General features: G+C 63.2%; 16 protein-coding genes. 6 read left to right on the top strand and 10 right to left on the bottom strand.

Annotation, left to right across the window (positions count from 1 at the left end; genetic code table 11):
- Positions 1 to 160: 160 nt before the first annotated feature.
- Positions 161 to 3109 carry a M66 family metalloprotease gene (locus ACMGF5_RS23575; RefSeq protein ID WP_414157304.1) on the top strand — a complete coding sequence of 983 codons (2949 nt, stop codon included), beginning with the start codon at positions 161 to 163 and terminating at the stop codon, positions 3107 to 3109.
- 63 nt (positions 3110 to 3172) lie between these two features.
- Here ACMGF5_RS23575 and mobA read toward each other — a convergent pair whose 3' ends face one another.
- On the bottom strand, positions 3173 to 3748 hold the full coding sequence (gene mobA, locus ACMGF5_RS23570; protein WP_119687164.1) for a molybdenum cofactor guanylyltransferase MobA: 576 nt from the start codon (positions 3746 to 3748) through the stop codon (positions 3173 to 3175).
- A 122-nt stretch (positions 3749 to 3870) separates the two neighbouring features.
- Between mobA and ACMGF5_RS23565 the strand changes: the two genes are divergently transcribed.
- On the top strand, positions 3871 to 4221 hold the full coding sequence (locus tag ACMGF5_RS23565; RefSeq protein ID WP_115274596.1) for an HU family DNA-binding protein: 351 nt from the start codon (positions 3871 to 3873) through the stop codon (positions 4219 to 4221).
- 59 nt (positions 4222 to 4280) lie between these two features.
- Here the strand turns inward: ACMGF5_RS23565 and ACMGF5_RS23560 are convergent, their stop codons facing one another.
- Complete coding sequence (locus tag ACMGF5_RS23560; protein WP_119687163.1) at positions 4281 to 7409, bottom strand: multidrug efflux RND transporter permease subunit; 3129 nt, start codon at positions 7407 to 7409, stop codon at positions 4281 to 4283.
- 11 nt (positions 7410 to 7420) lie between these two features.
- Positions 7421 to 8596: an efflux RND transporter periplasmic adaptor subunit gene (locus ACMGF5_RS23555; protein WP_414157303.1), complete on the bottom strand. Its 1176-nt coding sequence runs from the start codon at positions 8594 to 8596 to the stop codon at positions 7421 to 7423.
- A gap of 173 nt (positions 8597 to 8769) precedes the next feature.
- On the opposite strand from ACMGF5_RS23555, the gene ACMGF5_RS23550 reads away from it, so the two are divergent.
- Both ACMGF5_RS23550 and ACMGF5_RS23545 read left to right on the top strand, forming a co-directional pair.
- Positions 8770 to 9471, top strand: coding sequence for a response regulator transcription factor (locus tag ACMGF5_RS23550; protein WP_039601547.1), 702 nt, complete (start codon positions 8770 to 8772; stop codon positions 9469 to 9471).
- Positions 9472 to 9477: 6 nt separating this feature from the next.
- Positions 9478 to 10776, top strand: a complete 1299-nt coding sequence (locus ACMGF5_RS23545) for an ATP-binding protein (protein ID WP_414157302.1) — start codon at positions 9478 to 9480, stop codon at positions 10774 to 10776.
- A gap of 103 nt (positions 10777 to 10879) precedes the next feature.
- Here the strand turns inward: ACMGF5_RS23545 and ACMGF5_RS23540 are convergent, their stop codons facing one another.
- Genes ACMGF5_RS23540 through wecB form a run of 4 tightly spaced genes read right to left on the bottom strand, consistent with a single transcriptional unit; the run spans position 10880 to position 18043 of the window.
- Positions 10880 to 11719, bottom strand: coding sequence for a DUF4434 family protein (locus ACMGF5_RS23540; protein WP_414157301.1), 840 nt, complete (start codon positions 11717 to 11719; stop codon positions 10880 to 10882).
- Positions 11719 to 14721, bottom strand: a complete 3003-nt coding sequence (locus ACMGF5_RS23535) for a phage receptor (RefSeq protein ID WP_414157300.1) — start codon at positions 14719 to 14721, stop codon at positions 11719 to 11721. The genes ACMGF5_RS23540 and ACMGF5_RS23535 overlap by 1 nt, the downstream gene beginning before the upstream one ends.
- Positions 14718 to 16892: a cyclic di-3',5'-guanylate-activated glycosyltransferase NrfB gene (nrfB, locus tag ACMGF5_RS23530; protein WP_115274602.1), complete on the bottom strand. Its 2175-nt coding sequence runs from the start codon at positions 16890 to 16892 to the stop codon at positions 14718 to 14720. Before nrfB ends, ACMGF5_RS23535 begins: the two co-directional genes overlap by 4 nt.
- The gene (gene wecB / locus ACMGF5_RS23525) at positions 16889 to 18043 is read right to left on the bottom strand and encodes a non-hydrolyzing UDP-N-acetylglucosamine 2-epimerase (RefSeq protein WP_115274603.1); all 1155 of its coding nucleotides are present in this window, start codon (positions 18041 to 18043) and stop codon (positions 16889 to 16891) included. Before wecB ends, nrfB begins: the two co-directional genes overlap by 4 nt.
- A 188-nt stretch (positions 18044 to 18231) precedes the next feature.
- On the opposite strand from wecB, the gene ACMGF5_RS23520 reads away from it, so the two are divergent.
- Both ACMGF5_RS23520 and ilvA read left to right on the top strand, forming a co-directional pair.
- Positions 18232 to 18663 carry a PACE efflux transporter gene (locus ACMGF5_RS23520; protein ID WP_115274604.1) on the top strand — a complete coding sequence of 144 codons (432 nt, stop codon included), beginning with the start codon at positions 18232 to 18234 and terminating at the stop codon, positions 18661 to 18663.
- 184 nt (positions 18664 to 18847) lie between these two features.
- Positions 18848 to 20410: a threonine ammonia-lyase, biosynthetic gene (ilvA, locus tag ACMGF5_RS23515; protein ID WP_080952106.1), complete on the top strand. Its 1563-nt coding sequence runs from the start codon at positions 18848 to 18850 to the stop codon at positions 20408 to 20410.
- 96 nt (positions 20411 to 20506) lie between these two features.
- Here the strand turns inward: ilvA and ACMGF5_RS23510 are convergent, their stop codons facing one another.
- The 3 genes from ACMGF5_RS23510 to ACMGF5_RS23500 all read right to left on the bottom strand — a co-directional run bounded on the left by ACMGF5_RS23510 (position 20507) and on the right by ACMGF5_RS23500 (position 23966).
- Positions 20507 to 21694 (bottom strand): hypothetical protein, encoded by a 1188-nt coding sequence (locus ACMGF5_RS23510; RefSeq protein WP_115274606.1) that lies wholly within the window; start codon positions 21692 to 21694, stop codon positions 20507 to 20509.
- A 51-nt stretch (positions 21695 to 21745) separates the two neighbouring features.
- Positions 21746 to 22225 carry a VOC family protein gene (locus ACMGF5_RS23505; protein ID WP_414157299.1) on the bottom strand — a complete coding sequence of 160 codons (480 nt, stop codon included), beginning with the start codon at positions 22223 to 22225 and terminating at the stop codon, positions 21746 to 21748.
- Between the two features lie 121 nt (positions 22226 to 22346).
- Positions 22347 to 23966, bottom strand: coding sequence for an NADP-dependent glyceraldehyde-3-phosphate dehydrogenase (locus ACMGF5_RS23500; RefSeq protein ID WP_414157298.1), 1620 nt, complete (start codon positions 23964 to 23966; stop codon positions 22347 to 22349).
- Between the last annotated feature and the right edge of the window lie 30 nt (positions 23967 to 23996).

Raw genomic sequence — 23996 nt, 5'->3', positions numbered from 1 at the left:
CTGTTCCCCAGGGTTGGGGGACGTGGGGCTAGAGGGTGTGGGGCGAAAGTCAGCTGCGCAGAGGGCCTGTATTGCGCACCACAGCCTGGCAATTTTGCCAGTATCGGCCAACAGCAAAGGGCGCCCATAGTTGAATAAATGACACGCTGAAGGGGGTTACATGGAAACAGTACTGGCTCTGACGATGCGGGATGACTGCCTTTATGTAGAACCTTACACAGGAGATATTTCTCAACATTTCCGGGTGGTGCCGCAGAACGATGGATCAATAGGTATCCGTGCTCTGCGGTATGACGCAGCACTCACGATGTCGGAGGACGACGTCTGGGTGTCGCCCTATGGTGGGAATGCATGGCAAAGCTTTGAGTTGCAAGCATACGACGATGGTACGTACACGCTGCATTCAATGAACTATCCCGCCGTACTCGAAATGACGGATGCAGGGGCAGCAGCCAAAGCCCATGCGCAGAAGGACAGAGCCCAGAGGTTTTATCTGGAGAGCAGGCCTGATGGCGGGGTGGTGATTTATAAAGCCAGCGTGGTTTTTGATACCTGCGGCAACACCAATCATTTGCAGGGCTCATTGGCAGCCCATGTAAAGTTTGCTCAGAGTCAGATTGTTCCTGTGACGCCCAGTGTCGGGGACGAGCAGCCCCATCTGGTGGCAGGGCGCACAGCATTGCTCTTGGTAAAACCGTTAGGAGCATTGAAAGACCGGATTGAAAGCCTTGAGGTCAGCGTTGTCGATAGAGACGGCCGTTTATCAGGGGTGCTGCAAATGAACAGCCCCTATGATTTACCTGAGACGGTGTACAGTGTCGCAAGCGATGCGGGTGATCTTGACTTTTCCCTCCCGCCAGAGGACCCCTATGTCATCAATAGCAGCAGCGAGTTGGATCGCCTTGATGATCCCGCAGCTACTTATTTGAAGGCAACGTTGAGGTCGCACGATTGGGTGGTGATTCAGACGGGCGATGGGAGTTGGGTGAGTGATATTTATTTACCCACACAAGAAGTGGTTTGCGGGCAGCGGGTGAGCTTCAACTCAGCGGCTGGCTACAGTTCGACTGTGTTCTATAGCGGTCGCTCAGTCGTTGTCTCCAAAGGGGAAGAATGCCAATTCATCTTCGCTGCTGGGCAATGGATCAGTGATCACGAATGGGCAAATCGAATGCTGGTCTATTCGGAAAATACCTGGAGTATCGAAATTCCAGGCGCATGGTTGAACCCCGGTACATCAATGCGTTTCAGCGCTGGAGATCTGCTTGGGACACTGGGCAGCGTAGCGGTGGGCGGGCGTACTGAGTTGCTGATTCATACCATCGATATTGGCATGCTCACGCCGCCACGTGACGAGTACGCGTTTGCAAACGAACCGGATGCCCACACTGAATATTTCCAAACCATTCCCGTGGCCCGGATGATCGTAAGCAACTATCAATCTCTGCACTTGCCGGAAGTCATGTTGCCAGATGGGCAATTATTGACTGACTTTGACCCAAGCGAGGGTGGTTGGCATAGCGGCACAATGCGACAAAGGATCGGTAAGGAGCTGATATCTCTAGGCATCAATAACGCTAACTATGGGCTCCACAGTACGCCCGGGGAGGGCGAGCAGAGCCCCTATGTTGCAGCACAGCTCACCGCACACAATAGCCAGGGGAGATACGTGAATGGTATTCAGGTGCACGGCGGGTCGGGAGGGGGAGGCATCGTCACGCTGGATGACTCACTGGGCAATGAGTTCAGTCACGAGGTTGGGCATAATTACGGACTGGGCCATTACCCTGGCGGGTTCGGCGGCTCCGTACATCGCCCCGCGCAGGCTTTGAACGCGACGTGGGGCTGGGACATGCGCCTTGGTCAGTTCATACCCAACTTCCGGGCGAACATTACGCAAGAACCCACCTGCGTCGAGGATCAGTGCCAGGCGCCTTTTCATGGCCATGCCTTCGGTCTCGACCCGATGGCGGGCGGCGCACCGATGTCCCATTTGAACCGTTTCACGTTGCACACGCCTCATACCGCGGCAATCACTCAGGAATTCTTTGAGGGAAAGGCAGTTTTTGCGTCTGATTCAGCGACAGGCTTCCGCCGCTGGAGTGCCCTTGCTCAAGGCATGGAACCTTACGCTCACAGAGTTGACTTACGCCCCCAACTAACAGCTCCCAACAACGACTTGAGCGAAGCTGCCCTGTCGGCCTTGTTCGACCTCAATACCGTGGTGAGGGTCGAAATGGAGGATGGAAACTGGGCGCCGCGTATTGAAGTTCCGCGTGCTGCATCCTCCAATGCCAACTGCGTGATCACCTTCAATCATGACGCCGGTTACAATAGCCAACTGTCCATCAATGGTCAGACGTTGAACATCGGGCGAGGGTTTTTCAAGAGCTATCGCTCGAACGGGGCGACCTGGACAGAGACGATCCTGTTAGACACGAGCATGGCGCGAATCACTGTGCCAAACAATGACTTGAGTCAGGCTAACCTCCAGAGCCTGTTGGCCGGTTTCGCCGTGCTCAATGTCGTGATGCGCGACGGGGACTGGGGGCCTGCCATCCACGTGCCTCCTGCCTCTGAGTTGAACGAGCGCCGGGTTATCAGCATTGATCAGGGGGCCGCGTACCAGACGCAGCTTCATATCAATGGCCTGATTTTGCCGCTCTCCCAAGGCTCCCTGAGACTGTATATGTCTGAGGGGGGAACCTGGCGTGAGTACACCCATGCAGAGGATGTGAGTGTTGAGCGCGTGCCGCAAAAGTTCGGTGTACCCATCACTACGCTGGTGGGTTACTACGACCCGCAGCGTGAGTTACCACACTATATTTATCCCGCTTTGCATGGTGCCTACGGCTTCGTCTACGAGGATGACAGTGGTGCATCCGCAAACCCTGGCTGGCAGCTTTGGGTAGTCACGGTAGCTGGGGTGCGGCGCTACAATCTGCCCGGCATCCGTCTGCAGGCGAATGTGATGAACAAATTCCATGTCAATCTCGATACTTCTGATCGGCCCGAGAAAGTGCAGCTTGTGTATCGGGGTGAAACGCTGTTCACGCGTACTCTGGAGCCCCCCCAGGAGGAACTGGTTTACACGATCAATGGTGAATGAGGCGTGTGCGCAGTGTAGATAGCAACCAGGTCGCTTGCGCATCGCCGGCTCAAGCGACCTGGCCTAGTCCTGCAGCAGATCTGGGCTATTGAAGTTGCTCAAGCGTGGGTCACCCACGGGGTATTCCAACCCCTCGACCGGCGCGTGCAGCAGGGCCTTTTGCAGGCTCCTCTCTCCATCCGCCCAGGCCTGCCTGAGCAACGGCAGCAGCCTGCGCGGCAGCACGCTGAACATCGGCTGCCAATACCCACCCTGACGCGCCATGACCGCACTGTCATTGGCCACTGCCAACTGCAGCAAATCTTCGATCAAGTGGGGGTCGATCAGCGGTGCATCGCATGCCAGCACCACCACCCACGCATGCCTCGCCGCTGTCAGGCCGGCAATCACCCCAGCCAACGGGCCTGGGAAGTCCGCTTCTGCATCGCAGACCAGCTGATCGGAGAACGGACGATAAAAGTTGTGGTTGCGATTGCAGGAGATCACCACATCGTCGCAAAGGGGCCGCACCACCCGCTGCACATGCGCCACCAGCGGCTCGCCGCGCCAGAGAACCAGCCCCTTGTCACGGCCACCCATGCGCTGGCCACGGCCACCGGCGAGGATCAACGTGGTGAAGGGCGGTAGGGGTTTGGTCATTGGGCCGGTTCCTGAACGTAGGGCAGCGAACCCTCCCACGGTGCAGTGCAATTGTCCAGGCTGGGCGGTAAGCGGCGACCTGGCATTTTTGCCAGTTGTGCTGATTGGTCGATCTTCATTCAATGGTATCAGTGGCAGGCAATGCACAGGCCCATTCAGGTACGCCAAGGAGCAAAGACTTGAACAAAAGTGAATTGATAGCGGACGTAGCACTCAAGGCTGACCTTACCAAGGTCGAGGCTGGCAATGTTGTCGAAGCGCTGATCGAAGCCATTACCGAGTCATTGGTCAAGAAAAGGGAGGTCAGGCTGGTTGGGTTTGGGTCTTTCACAACCGATGTACGGCAAGTGCGCAAGGGGCGTGATCCAAGAACGGGTAAAGAGATCCAGATCAAGCAGGCCACCGTTGTCAAATTCAAGCCTGGTAAAGGGTTGAAAGACGCCGTGATGGGACAGGATCAGGACAGTCAATAGCCGCCTGCACCGCCCAGTGGAGGGGGGCAAAGGGGGCTGGCAATGCAGCCCCACTGGCCTCACAGATTCTCGACGTTTGTCAACTTGCCCTCGGCCGGTTCTTGGCGAGTTCGGCCTAAACGCATCACCACCACAAAAAACACCGGCACGAACACCACCGCCAATGTGGCGCTGAGCATCCCGCCGATCACCCCGGTGCCGATCGCCTGCTGGCTCGCCGAGCTGGCGCCGGTGGCGATGGCCAGTGGCACCACGCCGAGGATGAATGCCAGCGAGGTCATCACGATCGGCCGCAGGCGCAGGCGGGCGGCCTGCACGGCGGCGTCGACGGCATCCACGCCCTGGTCCACCAGGCTTTTGGCGAATTCGATGATGAGGATGGCGTTCTTCGCCGACAAGCCGATCAGGGTGATCAGGCCGACCTTGAAGAACACATCGTTGGGCATGCCGCGCAGGGTCACTGCCAGCACTGCGCCAAGCACGCCGAGCGGTACCACCAGCAGCACTGCAGTGGGGATCGACCAGCTTTCGTACAGCGCCGCCAGGCACAGGAACACTACCAGCAGAGACAGCGCCATCAACAGCGGTGCCTGGCTGCCGGACAGGCGTTCCTGCAGCGACAGGCCGGTCCATTCCAGGCCGGCCCCGGCCGGCAATTGCGCGACCAGACGCTCGACTTCGGCCATGGCCTCGCCCGAGCTATAGCCGGCCGCCGGCTCACCAGAAATCGACACGGCCGGGTAGCCGTTGTAGCGGGTCAGTTGCACCGGGCCACTGACCCATTTGGCCTGTACGAAGGCGCCTAATGGCACCATCTTGCCGCTGCTGTTGCGCACGTGGATCTTCAGCAGGTCCTCGACCTGGCTGCGCTGGTCGCCTTCGGCCTGCACCACCACCCGCTGCATGCGGCCCTGGTTGGGGAAGTCGTTGACGTAGTTGGAGCCCACGGCGGTGTCCAGCACCGCGCCAATGTCGGCGAACGATATGCCCAATGCATTGGCTTGGCGGCGGTCGATTTCCAGCTGTACCTGCGGGCTTTCGGCCAGCGAAGCTTCGCGCACGTTCACCAAGACCTTGCTTTTCCCGGCGCCGGCCAGCAGTTCGTCACGCGCCGCCATCAGCGCGGCATGGCCCATGCCACCGCGGTCCTGCAGGCGGAACTCGAAACCGGTGGACTCCCCCAGCCCGTCGATGGGCGGCGGCAGCACAGAGAACGCTACCGCATCGCGGATCCGGGAAAATGCGGCGCTGGCGCGTTCGGCAATCGACTGGGCGCTGTCGTCGGCGCCACGCTCGGACCAGTCCTTCAGGGTGGTGAAGGTCAGCGCCGCATTCTGCCCGCTGCCGGAGAAGCTGAAACCGAGGATCACCGTGGTGTTGCCCACCCCGGGCTCCTGGGCATTGTGCGCCTCGATCTGTGCGGCTACCTGCTCGGTACGCATGCGGCTGGCACCTGGTGGCAGCTGGATGTCGGTGATGGTGTAGCCCTGGTCTTCAGTGGGCAGGAACGCCGTGGGCAACTGGCTGAAGCCGTAGCCGAGCACCGCCAGCAGCACGCCATACACCAGCAGGTAGCGGCCGCTGCGCTTGAGAGCCTGCACCACCCAGCGCTCATAGCCGTTGCTCATGCGTTCGAAACTGCGGTTGAACCAGCCGAAGAAACCCTTGCGTTCGTGGTGTTCGCCCTTGGCCAGCGGCTTGAGCAGGGTGGCGCACAGGGCAGGGGTCAGGCTCAGGGCCAGAAACGCCGAGAACAGGATCGAAACCGCCATAGACAGCGAGAACTGCTGGTAGATCACCCCGACAGAGCCTTTCATGAAGGCCATGGGCAGGAACACCGCCACCAGCACCAGGGTGATACCGATGATGGCGCCGCTGATCTGGCCCATCGCCTTGCGCGTTGCTTCCTTCGGCGGCAAGCCTTCCTCGGCCATGATCCGCTCGACGTTCTCCACCACCACGATGGCATCGTCGACCAGGATGCCGATGGCCAGGACCATGCCGAACAGTGTCAGCACGTTGACCGAGAAGCCCAGCGCCAGCATCACGGCGAAGGTACCCATCAGCGCCACCGGCACCACCAGGGTCGGGATCAGCGTATAGCGCAGGTTCTGCAGGAACAGGAACATCACGGCGAAAACCAGCAGCATGGCTTCGAACAGGGTACTGATGACCTGCTGGATGGAGACCTTGACGAACGGTGATGTGTCATAGGGGATGTCGTACTTGACTCCCTCCGGGAAATAAACCGACAGCTCCTGCATCTTCGCCCGTACCAGGGTGGCGGTTTCCATGGCGTTGGCGCCCGGCGCCAGCTGCACGCTGAAGGCGCTGGCCGGCTTGCCGTTCAGGCGTGTGCCGTACTGGTATTCCTGGGCGCCGATCTCGACCCGCGCCACATCGCCGATGGTCACCGTCGAGCCGTCGGGGTTGGCCCGCAGCACAATGGCGGCAAATTCTTCCGGGGTGCTCAGCTGGCCCTTGACCACCACATTGGCGGTGATTTCCTGGGTGCTGCGGGCAGGCAGGTCGCCGATGCTGCCGGGCGCCACCTGGGCGTTCTGTGCGGCGATGGCGTTGGCCACATCGTTGGGCGTGAGGCTGAAGCCGATCAGCTTGCCCGGGTCGATCCAGATCCGCATGGCACGCTCGGAACCGTACAGCTGGGCTTTGCCGACGCCCTTGAGGCGGCGGATTTCGTTCATTACGCTGCGGGCAAGGATGTCCGACAGGGCGGTTTCATCGAGGCTGCCGTCTTCAGAGGTCAGGGTGCCGAGCAGCAGAAAACCGGTGGACACTTTTTCCACTTGCAGGCCCTGCTGGGTCACCGGGCGCGGCAAGCGCGACTCGACCACCTTGAGGCGGTTCTGCACGTCGACCTGGGCCAGGTCCGGGTGGGTCCCCGGCTCGAAGGTGGCGGTAATGGTGGCGCTGCCCAGGCTGCTCTGCGACTCGAAGTACAGCAGGTTGTCGGCGCCGTTGAGCTCCTGCTCGATCAGGCTGACCACGCTCTCGTCCATGGTGGCTGCGGACGCCCCCGGGTACACGGCATAGATTTCCACCTGCGGCGGGGCTACGTTGGGGTACTGGGCCACCGGCAGTTGCGGGATGGCCAGGGCGCCGGCCAGCAGGATGAACAGCGCGACCACCCAGGCGAATATCGGGCGGTCGATGAAGAATTGCGGCATGGGTCAGGCCCTCACTGGCCGTTGTGCTGGGCGATGGGTTGGCTGCCCTGGGCAGTGTCGACCTGGACCTGGTCACCGGCCTTGACGTGTTGCAGGCCCTCGATGACCACACGCTCGCCGGCGGCCAGGCCTTCACTGACGATCCAGCGGTCGCTTTGGGCGTTGCCCAGTACCACCTGGCGCTCGCTGATGCGTGCCTGCGCGTCGACCACCAGCACCTTCGGCACCCCGGCGCTGTCACGCAGGATGGCGCGCTGCGGTACGCTGATGCCTTTGGGCTGTACGGCCTGCTCCAGGCGCACGCGCACGTAGCTGCCGGGCAGCAGGTCCAGGTCAGGGTTGGGGAACTCGCTGCGCAGGGTGATCTGGTTGGTGCTTGGGTCCACGCTGATGTCCGAGAACAGCAGTTTGCCGGGCAACGGGTAGGCACTGCCGTCATCCTGGATCAACGTGGCGCTTGCCTCCCCATTGCCTGCCTGCTGTAACTCGCCAGCACGCAGCGCACGGCGCAGGGTGTTGAGCTCGCGGGTCGACTGGGTGACGTCGGCGTGGATCGGGTCCAGTTGCTGGATGGTCGCCAGTGGCGTGGTCTCGTTCTGCCCCACCAGCGCGCCTTCGGTGACCAGGGCGCGGCCGATGCGCCCGGAGATCGGTGCGGTAACCGTGGCGTAGCCCAGGTTCAGGCGCGCCCGTTCAAGCGCTGCCTTGGCAGCGGCCACTTCGGCGTCGGCCTGAAGGAACGCCGCGCGGGCATTGTCGTACTCCTGGCGGCTGACGGCCTTGTCGTCGACCAGTTCGCGGTAGCGTTGCTCCTGCAAGCGGGCCTGGTACAGGTTGGCCTGGGCCTTGGCCAGTGTGGCGCGGGCGCTATCGTGGTCGGCCTTGAACGGTGCCGGGTCGATCAGGAACAGCACGTCGCCTTGCTTGACGTCGCTGCCTTCGCGGTAGACCCGCTTGAGCACCACGCCCGCCACCCGCGCGCGCACCTCTGCGGTACGCGGGGCGAGAAGGCGCCCGCTGAGTTCCGTGCTGATGGCCAGGGGCTTGAGCTGCAGGGTTTCTACCCGGACCTGGGGTACGGGGGGCTTGGCGTCCTGCTCTTCGGTGTCGTTGCACCCGGCAACGGACAGGGCCAGAAGCGCCACGAGCGCCACGGGGCGCAGGCGATGGATAAGGATGATAGGCATACGGATCTTCCGATGATGACCGGCCGTATGCTAAGGCAGGCAGGGCACGGGTGCCTGTTAATACCTGTAGGACGTGTGTGAAAAAGTGTGAAGAAAAATCCTGCACTCGTGGGGATTCTATATTCTTGCCGCTACATGCCTGTATTGGCCTCCCTCTGCTCGTACCAAGCCCTATGCCAAACATTCTTCTGGTAGAAGACGACAGCGCCCTGTCTGAATTGATCGCCAGCTATCTGCAACGCAACGACTTCCATGTGCGGGTGATCGCCCGGGGCGACCATGTGCTGGACGCGTTCCGGCAAGACAAACCCGACCTGGTCATCCTTGACCTGATGCTACCGGGTATCGACGGCCTGCAGGTGTGCCGCCTGCTGCGCCAGGAATCCCAAAGCCTGCCGATCCTGATGCTGACGGCCCGCGACGACAGCCACGACCAGGTATTGGGACTGGAGATGGGCGCCGACGACTACGTCACCAAGCCGTGTGAGCCGCGGGTGCTGCTGGCGCGGGTGCGAACCTTGCTGCGCCGCAGCAGCGTCCATGAGCCGCGGCTGGACAGTGAGCAGATCCTGATCGGTGGCTTGCGCATCGACCTGGCCGAGCGCCTGGTCTGTTGGCGCGGCGAAGAGGTGGAACTGTCCAGCGGTGAATACAACCTGCTGGTGGTGCTGGCGCGCAACGCCGGGGAAGTGCTGAGCCGTGACCGCATCCTTCAGCAACTGCGCGGTATCGAGTTCAACGGCACCGACCGCTCGGTGGATGTGGCCATTTCCAAGCTGCGGCGCAAATTCGATGACAGTGCCGGCGAAGCGCGCAAGATCAAGACCGTGTGGGGCAAGGGTTACCTGTTCAGCCGCGTCGAATGGGAGTGCTGAAGCGACATGCTGAAGATTCTGGTGCGCCTTTACCTGGTGATCATCGTCGCCTACGCCGGTGCGCTGCTGTTGATTCCTGACGCCATCGTCGGCCTGTTCCATGACCGCTTCGTGGCCTACAACCTGGACCAGGCCAAAGGCGTGCAGTCACTGATCGTGCGCCAGTTCCGCCAGGCCCCGCGCGAGCAATGGCCTGCGGTGGAACAGGAGCTGGCCGAGGCGTTCGCGCCGCTGCAGGTGACCCTGTTGCGTACCGATCAGGCCAGCTTGAGCGCGCCGGAGCAGGCGCGTCTGGCGCATGGCCTGTACGCAGTGCGCATCGGCGAGTGGGGCTATTACGAAACGGTGCTGGCGCCGCTGGAAGAGGGCTGGCTGGTGAGCCTGCACTCGCCACCGGACCCGCTGGACATCAACGTGCTGTCTTGGGGCGTGACTGTGCTGATCGGCGCCGCCATGCTTGGCTGCCTGCTGTTGTGGGTGTGGCCGCACTGGCGCGACCTTGAGCGGCTCAAGGAAACGGCCAGGCGTCTGGGCCAGGGGCAGATGGCCGAGCGTACGCACATTTCTCCGCATTCGAACATCGGTGAACTGGCCGGTGTATTCGACACCATGGCCGGCGACCTGGAGCGCCACGTCAATCAGCAGCGTGAGCTGCTCAACGCCGTGTCCCATGAGTTGCGCACGCCGCTCACTCGCCTGGACTTCGGCCTGGTGCTGTTGTTCGACGAAGTGCCGCCCACCAGCCGCAAGCGCCTGCTGGAGCTGGTCGGGCACGTGCGCGAGCTGGACGAACTGGTGCTCGAACTGCTGTCCTACAGCCGGCTGTACAACGCCGACCAAGCCCGTGAGCGGGTCGAGGTGTCGTTGCTTGAGCTGGTCGACAGTGTGCTCGGCGGCTTTGCCGAAGAGCTCGACAGCCGTGGCATTGAGTGGGAGGTACGCGCCGAAGGTTCTCTGCCGCGCTTCGTGCTTGACCCGCGCCTGACGGCCCGCGCGGTGCAGAACCTGGTGCGCAATGGCATGCGCTATTGCGATCAGAGCCTGCTGCTGCGTTTGCGTCTGGAAGAGAGCGGTGCTTGCCTGTTGACGGTAGAGGATGACGGTATCGGCATTCCGGTCGAAGAGCGTGAGCGCATCTTCCAGCCGTTCTACCGCTTGGACCGCAGCCGTGATCGCAATACCGGCGGGTTCGGCCTGGGGTTGGCGATCAGCCGGCGAGCCATCGAGGGGCAGGGTGGTACGCTGACGGTGGCGCAGTCAGCCCTGGGTGGTGCACAGTTCATGATTCGCTTGCCAGCAGGTTAGTCCATGGCACCGGCTTCGCCGGCGATCGCCGGCAAGCCGGCTCTCACTGGGTTTGCGCTGAGCTTGAGAGCAGCGGGGTACTTGTGGGCCGGTGCAGACAGTATCAATTCTGCGTCAGAACACCCCGCGCCCAGGGCCGGTAGCGCAGGGCAAACACCGCCTCGGCATGGCATCCGCCGGTCAGATTCGGTTGCGCAGCCTGCGCCTTGAAAGCCTGCCCCGGCCCACTCACCTGGCGAAATGCTTCACGCACCACGCCCACGCGGCAAGGCAAGGCCTGTTCATAGCTTTGGCGCACCAGCGCCGGCAGCCGTCCGGTGCCAGCGCCGTCCTGCCACCAGACACTCACGCCCAGGCCGGCGAGCTGGTCCAGCCAGGCGCCGTTGACCCGCGGCGCCAGCTTGCCGGCACTGAAGGCACTGATATGCAGCGGTTTGTCCAACTGCCGGCTGAACGCCTGCAACTGGCTGTACAGCGCCTGACGACGGCCCGTGTCGCGAAAGTGCAGGTCGTCCAGCTCCATCGGCAGGTACCAGCCAGCCACCTCTATTTGCCAGTGCTGGCGCACCTGCCGGTACTGGCTCAGGGATCTCCCCAGTTGGGCTTTCCAGTAGCTGCTCAGCCCATCACCGTCGAGTGCTTCGATGCGCTGATAATAGGCCGGGTCCATGTACAGCCCGAGCACCAGCTGCAGGCCTTGGGCATGCGCCTCGCGCAGGCTGTTGGCCAGCCAGCCTTGGGCACCACCGAAATCGCTGTCGCCATAGGCGCTCCACTGCACGATCACGGTCTTGCCGCCCTGGGCCACGGTGGCACGCCACAGTTGCTGCCATTGGGCGGGGCTGACGCTGGCGTCGCGGTTCAGCGGTTGATAGAACAGGCGCTGGTCGGCCACGGCCGGCAGGCTCAACGCAAACAGGCAGATGGCCAGAAAGGTACGCATCAGAAGTTCATCTCCGCGCCGACCAGCACACCATTGGCGCGCTGGTAAAGGTTGCCACCCAACGACTGCTGATACTCGGCGCGTACTTTCAGCGAGCCGCGGTAGGCGTTGTAGCGGTCATCGTCGAACCACCATTGCCAGCGCACGCCCACGCCGGCGCGGGCATCCTGGCGCCAGTCGTTGCTGGGGTCCTGGCTGGAAAACTCGAGGAAGCCATAGGGCATCAGGGTTTGCGGCGAAGTGCCGGGCAATTTCCAGGCATGGCCCTGCTGGTAACGGGACAGCCAGGCATGGTCACCGGCACGGGTCCACCAGGCAGCGTCGAGGTAGAGGAAACGCTCGTTCCAGTCGTCCTCGTCTACCCGCCAGTCGTTGCGCCAGTCGCCTTGGTCGAGAAACGAGGCAGTGGCGCGCAGCAGCAGGTCGTTGCTCGACTCGGCGTTGTGGCGCAGGTCACCCCAGTTGCCACCGACCTTGGCCGGGCTGAGCAGCTCACCCAGGCTCAGGCCGCTGTAGTGCTCGGTGTCGATCTGCCGTTGGTGGTAGAGCTCGGCGTACAGGTTGAGGTTGGCCTGGCCTATCGGTTTGTAACGCAGGCCGACACCGGTGCCCATGCTTTGCGCGTAGTCGCTACGGCTTTGCCCGCCGAACAGCACGCGGCCGTACACCGACAGCGTGCTGCCATTGCGGCTGGGCTCTTCGCCCAAGGCATGGTCCCACATGGCCAGTTGCACGTTCTGCGACTGTGCCCGGCGCGAGCTGCCGCTGCGCACGCCGTCGTCGAGGAACCTGTCGTTGGTCGAGATGCCGGCTGGCGACCAGGTGCTGGCCAGTGTCACGGTGTCACGCCGCGCCAAGGTTTCGTGGGCGCGCCGCTGGCGGTATTTACGGGCATCGAGGCTGCCGTATTCATCATCGCCGTCGACAAGGTCCTGCTCCACATCGATCACCCGGCGCAGCTCGCGGCGCGCCGAGGCGCTGTCTTCGGCTTCGTCGTAGCGCACGACCAGGGTTTCGCCGAGGCGGTAGTCCTCGGGGAAATCGCGGGTGGCGCGCTGCAGATACGGGATCGCCTGGCGGCGGTCGGTCTTGTCTGGCGAGCTGGCCAGGCGCATGCCGTAGTCGGCGCGATAGCGTGGCTGGTTGGGGGCCAGGCGCACCGCTTCGGCCAGCCAGGCAGTGCTCTGGGCGCTGTCGCCGGCCTGTTGTGCGGTGTTGGCGGCTGCGTAGTAGTGGTCGGCGCGCGGGTTGTGTGCCAGTGCCTGGCGCTGAAAGCCAAGGGCGGCCTGCAGGTCACCCTGGCGCTGGGCGATGGCGGCGCCCAGCGCCCAGTCATCAGCGCGGGTGTGCGCAGCAGCGTCCCAGTAGCGGCGGGCGGCTTGCGGGTCGCCCGCGTTCAGCGCGCCGGCGGCGGCGGTCAGGCGGGCGTTGTCGTTCCAGGCGCTGTCCGGCAGGCTGCGCCAAATGGGCAGGGCTGCGGCAGAGTCACCTGCAGCTTCCAGGGCATAGGCCAGTGGCAGGCGGTTGCCACTGTCGCCCAGGCGCTCGGCGGCCTGGTAATAGACCACCGCTTCACCCGGCTGTTCAGGCATGGCGCAGCGCCCCAGTGCACGGTATTGCCCGGCTTCGCTGGGGCTTGCCGGCACGGCCTGGCGCACGGTGTCGCATTGCCCGGCCTCGGCCAAGCGGCCGAGCAGTTGGGCACGGCTATTGGCATCCACCTGGGGGATCAGGCTGAGCATTCTGCGGCTGTCCAGCTGGCCGTCCTGGCGAGCATAAAGATTGCCCAGGCGCTGCAGCAGTGAGGGTGTCAGCCGTCCTTGACGCCGGTCGTAGGCCTGTTCCAACAAGGTTCGGGCGCGCTCGTCGTGGCCTTGGCGCACCAGCAGGAAGGTCGCTTGCTCAAGTGCGGCCAGCTCGCCCGTGCGCCGGTAACGGTGCTCCCACCCGGCGGCGGTGCGCGGTTGTGGCGGCGCTGCCGGGTCGCCGTAAAGGCGCTGCTTGAGTATTGCGTAGGCGCGTGGTTCGGCGCCTGCAGAGCAGTCCTTGAACTGTTCTCGGGCAATGTTCGGGTCGTGCCGTGAAAGCCAGTCGACCGTTTCCAGGCAGGGCCGCTGCAGCTCATTGCTCAGGCGCCTGAGCAGCGGCGCATCGTTGCCTTCGCGGGCCAGCTCCCAGAGCTGCTGGCGCTGTTCGGGCTGTTGCAACTGCTCGGTGGGCAGCATTTGCAGCCAGCGCTGGGCCTGCTTGCTGTAGCCCATTGCGATGGCGCGGTTGGCCATGGCCAGCCGGGTCTGGGTGGCCATCTCGGGGGAAGGCGCGCTTTGCAGCAATCGGGTCAGGCCTTTTTCATCGACCTGCTGGACGTAGGCGTTGGCCAGGCGCTGCCAGGCATCCACCGGCAATTGCCCCTTGTCGGCCAGAGGCTGCAGCTGATCGATGGTGGCGTTCCAGTTGCGCAGCTGTTCGGCGAAATTGGCCCTGGCCAGGCGCAGCACCTGGCCATCGCCGCGTGGTGGCAATTGGTTCAGCCAGTCCAGGGCCCTGCCGGCGCCGCCGAATTTGGCCAGGCTCAGGCTGTAGGCCTGCCACAGGCGTACCCGGTGTGCGCCGTCAGCTGTGGCCAACCAGCCCTCCACCTGGCTGGCCGCGGGTGGGTCCTGCTCGATCCAGGTCAGGCGCAGTTCAAGCAGGGCGTCGGCATGCTCCGTGCCGCTGCCAAGCTGCTCGGCCAGTGCTTCTGCTTCCTTGTAGCGGCGCTGGTGGGCCAGGGCCTTGACCAGCAGCGCGCGCGCTTCGTCGTTGTTCGGCACCCGCCCGAGTACATGGCGGGTCAGGCGCTCGACTTCGCCCCAATTGTCCTTTTTTGCTTCGCGGTAACCGCGCTCCATGAACGGGTAGCTGGTGAACCGCTGGAAATCGGTCATGGGCGCGGCCAGGGCAGGCAGGGCGGTGGTGCACAACAACAGGCCGGTGAGTGTGAGGGTAACGCGCGGCTTCATGCCACCTCCCTGATCAGGTCAAAGGCGGCCTGCTGTTCGCTGGCCTGTTCTTCGAGCGCCTGTTGCAACACGAGCTCGGTGATGATGCCGCGCGCGATCAGGTGTTCGCCAAGGCTCTGCCGCTCGGGATCAAAATCGATCAGGGCCTGGTTGAACAGGGTCACCGGGACCATGCCGCGCACCTGCAGCAACGCACCGAGCATGACCTGGTGGATACTCACCTGCTCGATCAGTTCGGCGTTGTCCTGGTGCCGTTCGAGCACGTCGAGCATCTGCCGGGTCTGGTCTGTCTGCCAGGGGCTGGGGTAGTGGTAGCGCAGGCCCAGGGTCACCCGGCCTTGGGGGGCCAGGCGGCAGCTGACCGGGCGTTTGAGCTGGCGGCTGATCACCCCCAGCGAGACCTGGCTGACCGGGCTCTCGCTGGCCAGCACCAGCGTATTGCCGTCTTCGGCCACCGGCAGCACGCCGTAGTGCGTAGCCAGCCGGCGCGGCAGCAGGGCGATCAGTTGCGGGTCGAGTTTGAACGGGTTGAGCGGTGCCCATGGCAGGTCGAGTTGCTCGGCCAGGGTCTGCACCAGCTGTTCGCTGGTCAGCCAGCCACGCAGCAGCAGCTCGCGGCCCAGGCGCCGCCGCACCGGGCTGGTGATGGCCTGCTCGAGCTGCGCTTCGCTGATGTAGCCCTTGGCGACAAGGCGGTGGCCCAGCGGGGTGCGGGCCGGTGAGGCGATGGCGGGGAACTCGTGGGTGGTCTTGTCCCAGGCCACTCGGCGTGAATCGCCCATCTCCATCACTTGGCGCAGGGCGCGCAGGTTGGCAAAGAAGTTGACGAAGTTGCTCCACATCATCCTGGGTGCCGACAGCAGCCCCTCGCCGATGCCGTAATAGCGGGTGACGAACCAGCCGCGCTGGAACAGGCGGTTGATCAGCATCAGGCCGTTGAGCCAGAGCAGTGTGGTCAGCAGTTGGCTGTCGCTGAGGATCGACATGAAGCGCCAGGACTGCGGCGCAATCACCGTAACCAGCCACATGGCCAGCAGCACCAGCAGCAACAGGTTGACCAAAAAGCCCAGCAGGTAGGCGAACAGGCCCCGGCGGTCCCGCCAGAGGAAGTAGTTGAGCGCACCTGTTCGGCTCCAGCCCAGGTTGCTGGTGCCCTGGAACACGATGCCGACGATCCACCGGGACTTTTGCCGGATGGCATGCTGCCAGTCACGCGGGAAGTGCTCGCGCACGCAGATCACCTGGGCGAACTCGCGGCTCATGCCGGGGCACCACTCGTGCTTGAGGGCCAGTGCAGGGTCGGTAACCGAGTAGCGGGCAAATATGCACTTCATGCCCTTTTGCTTCAGGCGAAAGCCGATGTCGTAATCCTCGGTCAGGCTCTGCACGTCGAAGGCGATGCCGTCACCGTCTTCGAGCAGGGCGCTGATGGCGCGGCGGCTGAAACAGGTGCCGACACCGGCACTGGGCACCTGGCCGGTCAGCGCTTCGCGGACGATGACGTCCTTGCCGTGGTTCTCGGCGAACTCGTCCACGTAGTGCCCGGCGGTGAAGCCTTTCCACTCCGGCGCATAGGGGTACACCGGGATCTGGATCATGTCCTTGGCGGGCAGCAGGTAGTTGAACAGCCTCAGCTCCATGGGCGAGATAACGTCCTCGGCGTCATGCAGGATGAAGCCTGCGAACTCGATACGTGCGTCGTCCTGGAAGCGCAGGATGGCATCGATGATGTTGTTCAGGCAGTCAGCCTTGCTGGTGGGGCCGGGGCGGGCGCAGACCACCTTGTGCACGTTGGGGTAGTGCAGGCACACGGCATCGACGTCGGCCTGGGTTTGCGGGTCGTTGGGGTAGGTGCCGACAAAGATCTGGTAGTTTTCGTAGTCGATGGTCGAGGCCGCCAGGCGCGCCATTTCACCCACCACGCCCACTTCGTTCCAGGCCGGGACCATGATCGCCAGGGGTTTTTCCGGCACCTCGAACAGGCGCTTCTCGTCGGCCCTGGCGTACTTGTCATAGATGCGCAAATGGCGGAACAGCTTGCGGCACCAGTAGCACAGGTCGATGAACAGGTCGTCCAGGCCGAGCAGGAACATCAGTGCGGCGAGGATGATCGCCAGGATCTTGAGGCCAAACAGTACGTAAGTAACGAAATCGATGAAAGCCAGGCTCATGCGTCATCCCGTTTGGTTACGCTTTCCTCGAACCAGCGGCTCAGGCGCTCGGCGATGATTTCGCTGGCGTGGCCGTCACCAAAGGGGGTGAATACGCGGGCCATGCGCGCGTAGGCCTGGCCATCGTCCAGCAATTGGCTGGTTTCCTTGACGATGCGCTCGGTCTGCGTGCCGACCAGCTTCACCGTACCGCCTTCGAGCACCGACGGCCGTTCGGTGACCTTGCGCAGCACCAGCACCGGCTTGCCCAGTGCCGGGGCTTCTTCCTGGATGCCACCGGAGTCGGTGAGGATGATGTGGGCGCGGTTCATCAGCCATACAAAGTGCTGATAGTCCTGCGGGGCTACGAGGTGGATGTTGTCACGCCCCGAGAGCAGGCCGTAGACCGCTTTCTGCACTTGCGGGTTGAGGTGAACGGGGTAGACGAACTGCACATCGGGGTAGCGCAGTGCCAGTTCGGCCAGGGCCAGGCAGATACGTTCGAAACCGGCGCCGAAGTTTTCCCGACGATGGCCGGTGATCAGCACCATGCGCTGATCGTCGTGCAGTTTGTGCAGGGGGGAGTCGGCGGCGGGCTGCCACGCGGTTTCCATCAGGTATTCGCGCATCCACAGCAGGGCGTCGATGACGGTGTTGCCGGTGACCTCGATCTGTTCCAGCGGCACGCCTTCGCGCAGCAGGTTGTCGCGGGCCTTGGTGGTGGGCGCAAAGTGCAGGTCGGCGATCACCCCGGTCAGGCGCCGGTTGGCTTCCTCAGGCCAGGGTTGCTGCAGGTTGCCGGTGCGCAGCCCGGCCTCGACGTGGCCGATGGGGATGTGCCGGTGGAAGGCGGCAAGGCCGGCGATGAAGCTGGTGGTGGTGTCGCCATGGACCAGCACGATCTCTGGCCTGACCCGTTCATAGGCCTTGTCGATCGAGTCCAGCAGGTCACGGGCAAGGCCGTTCAGGGTCTGATTCTGGGTCATTACCTTGAGGTCCTGATCGACGCTCAGGCCAAAGGCGGTCAGCACTTGTTCAAGCATCTCGCGGTGCTGGCCGGTGGAACAGATGTGCAGGTCGATGTCGGGCCACTCACGCAGGACCCTGGCCAGTGGGGCCATCTTGATCGCTTCTGGGCGGGTACCGAATACCATCATGACGGTGTTGGCCATCGTGTTGTTCCTCGTACGATTCCCTGGACGAAGGTGTACGACCTCGCGCCACTTGCAATGGGTAGATACAAGCAGTCAGGTGCCGGGTTGTCCAATGCACGGTTGTGCGTGGCCGGGCCAGGTATTCAGGCTTTTGCTTGCCAGCGGCTTCTAGTAACGTGGTAGGCCTTTTCGACAGGGAGCTGAAGATGCAAGGCAAGGCACGCAAGATCGTCCAGGCCATCCTCTACGAAGCCATCGCCGTGGCCTGTGTGGCGCCGGCACTGGAACTGGCGTTCGGTGCCGGCATGGCCCAGTCGACCGTGCTGTCAGTGTTGATGTCGGGCATTGCGATGAGCTGGAACATGGGCTTCAACTGGGCTTTCGAGCGCTGGGAGGCGCGCCAGCACCAGCGTGAACGGACCTTCATGCGCCGGCTGCTGCATGCCTTGGGCTTCGAAGGCGGGCTGGTGGTGATCCTGCTGCCGCTGGTGGCGTACTGGCTGGATGTCAGCCTGTGGGCAGCGTTGCTCACCAACATGGCGTTGTTCGTGTTCTTCTTCGTCTATGCCTTCGTGTTCCAGTGGGGTTTCGACAAGGTGTTCGATGTGCCGCTCTCGGCACAGCAAGCCAAGTGTTGACACGCCAAGGTACAGCGGGATAAGTTCCCACCCCATGAACACTTTCCCGCATGTGAACGCCATTATTATTACCGCCATTATCAGTTTGGCGGGCTAGCGCGTACGTGCACCGAACCCGCCCTGGAGGCGGGTTTCTACTCTTCGACTCCTGGGCAACGTGAAAACAGCCAAGGAGTTGCACCCGATGACCAGCCTCAACGTCAGCCCCCGTACCCCGCTTACCCCTCAGCAGCTGCTGTCGGAGCAGGTGCGGCGCATCTTGTCTGCGCCGGTGTACGACCTGGCCATCGAGACCCCATTGCAAGCGGCGCCGGCGTTGTCCGCCAGCCTGGGCAACCAGGTATTGCTCAAGCGCGAAGACCTGCAGCCCACGTTCTCGTTCAAGATCCGCGGTGCCTACACCCGGCTGGCGCGCCTGACCCCCGCTCAGCGCGAGCGTGGGGTGATCACCGCATCGGCAGGCAACCACGCCCAGGGTGTGGCACTGGCGGCCTCCCATCTGGGCATCAAGGCGACCATCGTCATGCCGACCACCACGCCTTCGCTGAAAATCGAAGGTGTACGTTCGCGGGGTGGGCATGTGGTGCTGCACGGTGAAAGCTTCCCCCACGCCCTGGCCCATGCACTGACCCTGGCCGACAGCGAAGGCGCTACCTTCGTGCCACCTTACGATGACCCCGACGTGATCGCCGGGCAGGGCACGGTCGGCATGGAGATCCTCCGCCAACAGCCGGGTGCGCTGGATGCCATCTTCGTGCCGGTCGGGGGCGGTGGCCTGGTGGCAGGGATCGCCGCGTACGTGAAGTACCTGCGCCCCGAGGTCAAGGTGATCGGTGTCGAGCCGGAAGACTCCAATTGCCTGCAGGCCGCCATGGTTGCGGGGGAGCGGGTCATCCTGCCGCAGGTAGGTACCTTCGCCGATGGCGTGGCGGTCGCCCAGGTCGGTGCGCACTGTTTTGAACTGTGCCGGCATTTCGTCGATGAGGTGGTGACCGTCAGCAGCGATGAGCTGTGTGCGGCAATCAAGGACATCTATGACGATACCCGTTCGATCACCGAGCCGTCCGGCGCGCTGGCGGTCGCTGGCATCAAGAAGTACGTGGCCCGCGAAGGCGCACGGGGGCAGACGCTGGTAGCGATCGACTCCGGTGCCAACGTCAACTTCGACCGCCTGCGCCATGTGGCCGAACGTGCCGAGCTGGGTGAGCAGCGCGAGGCGATCATTGCCGTGACCATCCCCGAGCAGCCAGGCAGTTTCCGGGCCTTCTGCCAGGCGCTGGGCAAGCGCCAGATCACCGAGTTCAACTATCGCTACTACCCCGGCAAGGAAGCGCGCCTGTTTGTCGGGGTGCAAACGCACCCGCTGCACGACCCCCGGGAGAAACTGCTGGCACACCTCGCCGAGCAGGGTTACAGCGTGCTCGACCTGACCGACAACGAGCTGGCCAAGCTGCATGTGCGCCATACCGTGGGTGGCCATGCGGCGCCGGGAGCCGATGAACGGGTGCTGCGCTTCGAGTTCCCGGAGCGGCCGGGAGCGTTGTTGGGCTTCCTGGAGCGGCTGGGCAAGCGCTGGAACATCAGCCTGTTCCATTACCGCAACCACGGCGCGGCCGAAGCCCGGGTGTTTGCCGCGCTGGAGGTGCCCGAGGATGAGCAGGCAGGGCTGCCGCTGGCGCTGGATGAGATGGGCTATCGGTACTGGGATGAGACCGAGAATCCTGCTTACAAGCTGTTTCTTGGATGATCGGGCGCTGTTGCGATCGAGCGCCGCGCGGGCCGCGCTCGATCGCAACAGCCCAGCAACATCCTGGCCATAGGCCGGCCCGCCTCGACTGCTAGCTCAGCGCTCGCGCATGAAGAACCCGGCCACAAACTTGCGGAATGTCTCCAGGCTCTTGAAATCGGCGTACCGCTTGAAATTCTCGGCATCCGGTTCCGGCCCGACCGGCTGCTCCAGCAGCGATACCGACAGCACGCGGTCCTGGTCGGAGGTCAGCACCAGTTCATCCATCACCTGGCCACCGATCACGGGCCTTCGCATCTGCACCTTGACCCCCTTGCTGGCCATCCAGTCGATCAACGACACCAAGGCCTTGAGCGGTTCACGCTCCTCGTCGCGGTAAACCGGGAACAGGTGAGCGCGCGACAACACTGGCACGCTGGCCACGTGGATCAGCTCGTAGAAGTGACTGCCTGCGCTGGTGGGCGAGTACAGGATCATCGCCAGCAGCGGCCCTGACACCCGGCTGCCACCCCAGTACAGGTGATGCCCCTGGAAGTCGAAGCCATCCTCACTGCGGTTGTTGAACAGCTTGCGCCCCTTGATCTGCTCGACGCAGTCCAGCAACAGGCCATGGCGGCGATGGTTGCCGAACACGGTGGCTTCGCGCAGGCGGGCCTTGAGCATCATCATGTGCTTCATGTCCAGCCGGGTTTCAAGGTAGTTGCTGGCGGGCACGCGTTCGAGCAGGGGGTAACGGCTGGCGACACTGCGCAACTCGGCAAACTGCGCGGTGAGGTCCTTTTTCAAGTGCGTGGCATACAGGTTCAGGCCGCTGGTTTCGATCCAGGTCAGCAGCAGCGAGAGCAGGCGCTGCTGCTCTCGGCGTTCGTTGCCATCCTGGGCAGCGCCACTGTTTTCGCTGGCCTTGCGAAAATCACCGAGCAGGCGCAGTGGCGTGTCAGGGGCCAGCCAGGCGGCGGGCGGGGCGGGGTCTTGCTCGCGTTCGGCGGCCTCACGCTCGTCTTTGCTGAACGGGCAGCCGGGCGCATGCTCGGCGGTGCCGGGGTTGTTCTTGAGAAACAGTGTGCCGGTGTTGCCATTGAGGGTGACATTGAGCACCGGCAGGGCGTCCTTGCGGCAATCGCAGGCCAGCCACTGGTTGGCGCTGCGCACCTTCATCAGTAGCTGGTTGGCCTGTAACAGGCCGGGGCCAATGAGAGTGCCTGTGGCGAATGCCTGCAGCAGTTCCTCTTCGGCCGGGGTCAGGCTACGTACCTGCGCGGCGGTTTTGTCGATGATTCGCATGAAGCAGCTCCAAGCTACGAGCCACAAGCTTCAGGCAAAGTCGCGCCGCTTTCAACCAGTCGCTTGGTTGCCTGCGAACAGTTTGGCGGCGCGGGCGCGGATTTCCTCGGGGCTGAGGTCTTCTTTGTGGGTAGAGACGAACCACATGTTGCCGAACGGGTCTTGCAACGTGCCGCTGCGGTCGCCGTAGAACTGGTCCTTTACCTCATGCAACGGGGTGGCCCCGGCGGCAATGGCCTGGGCGTAGACCTTGTCACAGTCCTCCACGTACAAGTGCAGGCCAATGGCGACACCGCTGAGTGACTGGCTGGAGGTCAGGCCGCCCGCCATGTCGCACGGGTCGGCGAGCATCAGCGACGAATCGCCGATCTTCAGCTCGGCGTGCCCTACGCGGCCGTCCGGGCCTTCGAGGCGGAACATTTCGACCGCGCCGAAGGCTTGCTTGTAGAAGTCGATGGCCTTGGCGGCATCCTTGATGCCCAAATACGGGGTAATGCTGTGCTGGCCTTCGGGAATGGGGCGGGCTGCCATGTTCGACACTCCTCTGAAATGAATGCGAAAGGGGCAGGTTGCGCCCCTGTTGCATAAAGTCGGTCAGGCAGCTCGAAAATCGACAGCTCAGGTAGATCGTTTGTCTATAAGCAGGGCCCGTTCAGAAGATGTAATCGGTGGTGAGGAACGTCGACTGCCGATTACGGATGATCTCGCTGATCAGCTCCTTGTTGGCTTCCTGGAAGCGGGTCGCGACCAAGGTGCGTATCGAGAACACACGCAGGGCGTCATGCACCGACAAGGTACCCTCGGCGCTGTTCTTGCGACCATTGAAGGGGTAGGTGTCAGGGCCGCGCTGGCACTGGGCATTGAGGTTGATACGGCCCACCTGGTTGGCAAAGATGTCGACCAGGCTGCCGATGGTCTTGGGGTCGTTGCCGAACAGGCTCAACTGCTGGCCGAAGTCGGAATCGAGCACGTAGTCGATCACCGTCTGCAGGTCGCGGTAGGGCACCACCGGTACCACGGGGCCGAATTGCTCTTCGTGGTACACCCGCATGTCACCGGTTACCGGGTAGAGCAGGGCAGGGTAGAAGAACGAACCGCGACTGTTCCCGCCACCCTCGTTGACCACCCGCGCGCCTTTGGCCGTGGCATCGGCCACCAGGGCGTCGAGGTAATCGACCTTGCCCTGTTCCGGTAGCGGCGTCAGGGCCACATCCGGCTCCCAGGGCATGCCAGGCTTGAGCGCGGCGAGCTTGCGCTGGAACTTGTCGAGAAACGGTTCGACCACGTCTTCATGGACGAACAGGATTTTCAGTGCGGTGCAACGCTGGCCGTTGAACGACAGCGCGCCGGTGACCGCTTCTTCGACCGCATTGTTCAGGTCTACCTGGGGCAGCACGATGCCGGGGTTTTTGGCATCGAGCCCTAGCGCGGCGCGCAGGCGGTGCGGGCGCGGGTGGAGCTTTTTCAGGTCGCTGGCGGCCTTGTGCGTGCCAATGAAGGCGAACACGTCGACCTTGCCGCTGGCCATCAAGGCACTGACCGTTTCGCGGCCGCGGCCATAAATGACGTTGATCACCCCCGGCGGGAAGCTGTCACGGAACGCTTCGAGCAGCGGGCGAATCAACAGCACGCCGAATTTGGCCGGTTTGAACACCACGGTGTTGCCCATGATCAGCGCGGGGATCAACGTGGTGAAGGTTTCATTGAGCGGGTAGTTGTAAGGCCCCATGCACAAGGCCACGCCAAGCGGTGCGCGGCGGATCTGGCCGAGGGTGCCCTGTTCGAGTTCGAAGCGGCTGGAACGGCGGTCGAGGTCTTTCAGGGCGTTGATGGTGTCGACGATATAGTCGCAGGTGCGATCGAACTCCTTCTCGGAGTCCTTGAGGTTTTTGCCGATCTCCCACATCAGCAGCTTTACCACGGCCTGGCGCTGTTCGCGCATGCGCGCAAGGAAGGTTTCGACATGCTGGATGCGTTCGGCGACACGCATGTTCGGCCAGGCGCCGCGGCCTTTGTCATAGGCCTGCACGGCGGCGTCCAGTGCCGTCAGTGCCGTATCAGCATCGAGCAGCGGGGCGCTGCCGAGGATGACCTGTCGCTCGCCGTCACCTTCTTTTAGCCAAACCGGGCTGCGCACGGTGGCCAGCGGGCCGTCCCAGCGCCTCAGTTCGCCATTGACGAGGTAATCGCGTTGCTCCAGGGGTTCACCCAGCTGCCAAGGCGTGGGGACATCCCCGGCAGCAGGGAACAGCGAATCGAGCAGGTGGTCCATGTGTACTGCACCTCACAAGTCTGGGTAGGT

Source organism: Pseudomonas sp. BNK-15, from assembly GCF_047456105.1.
GTDB lineage: Bacteria > Pseudomonadota > Gammaproteobacteria > Pseudomonadales > Pseudomonadaceae > Aquipseudomonas > Aquipseudomonas putida_E.
Note: the sequence above shows the minus strand (reverse complement) of the source record. Positions and strands in the feature narration are given on the sequence as shown.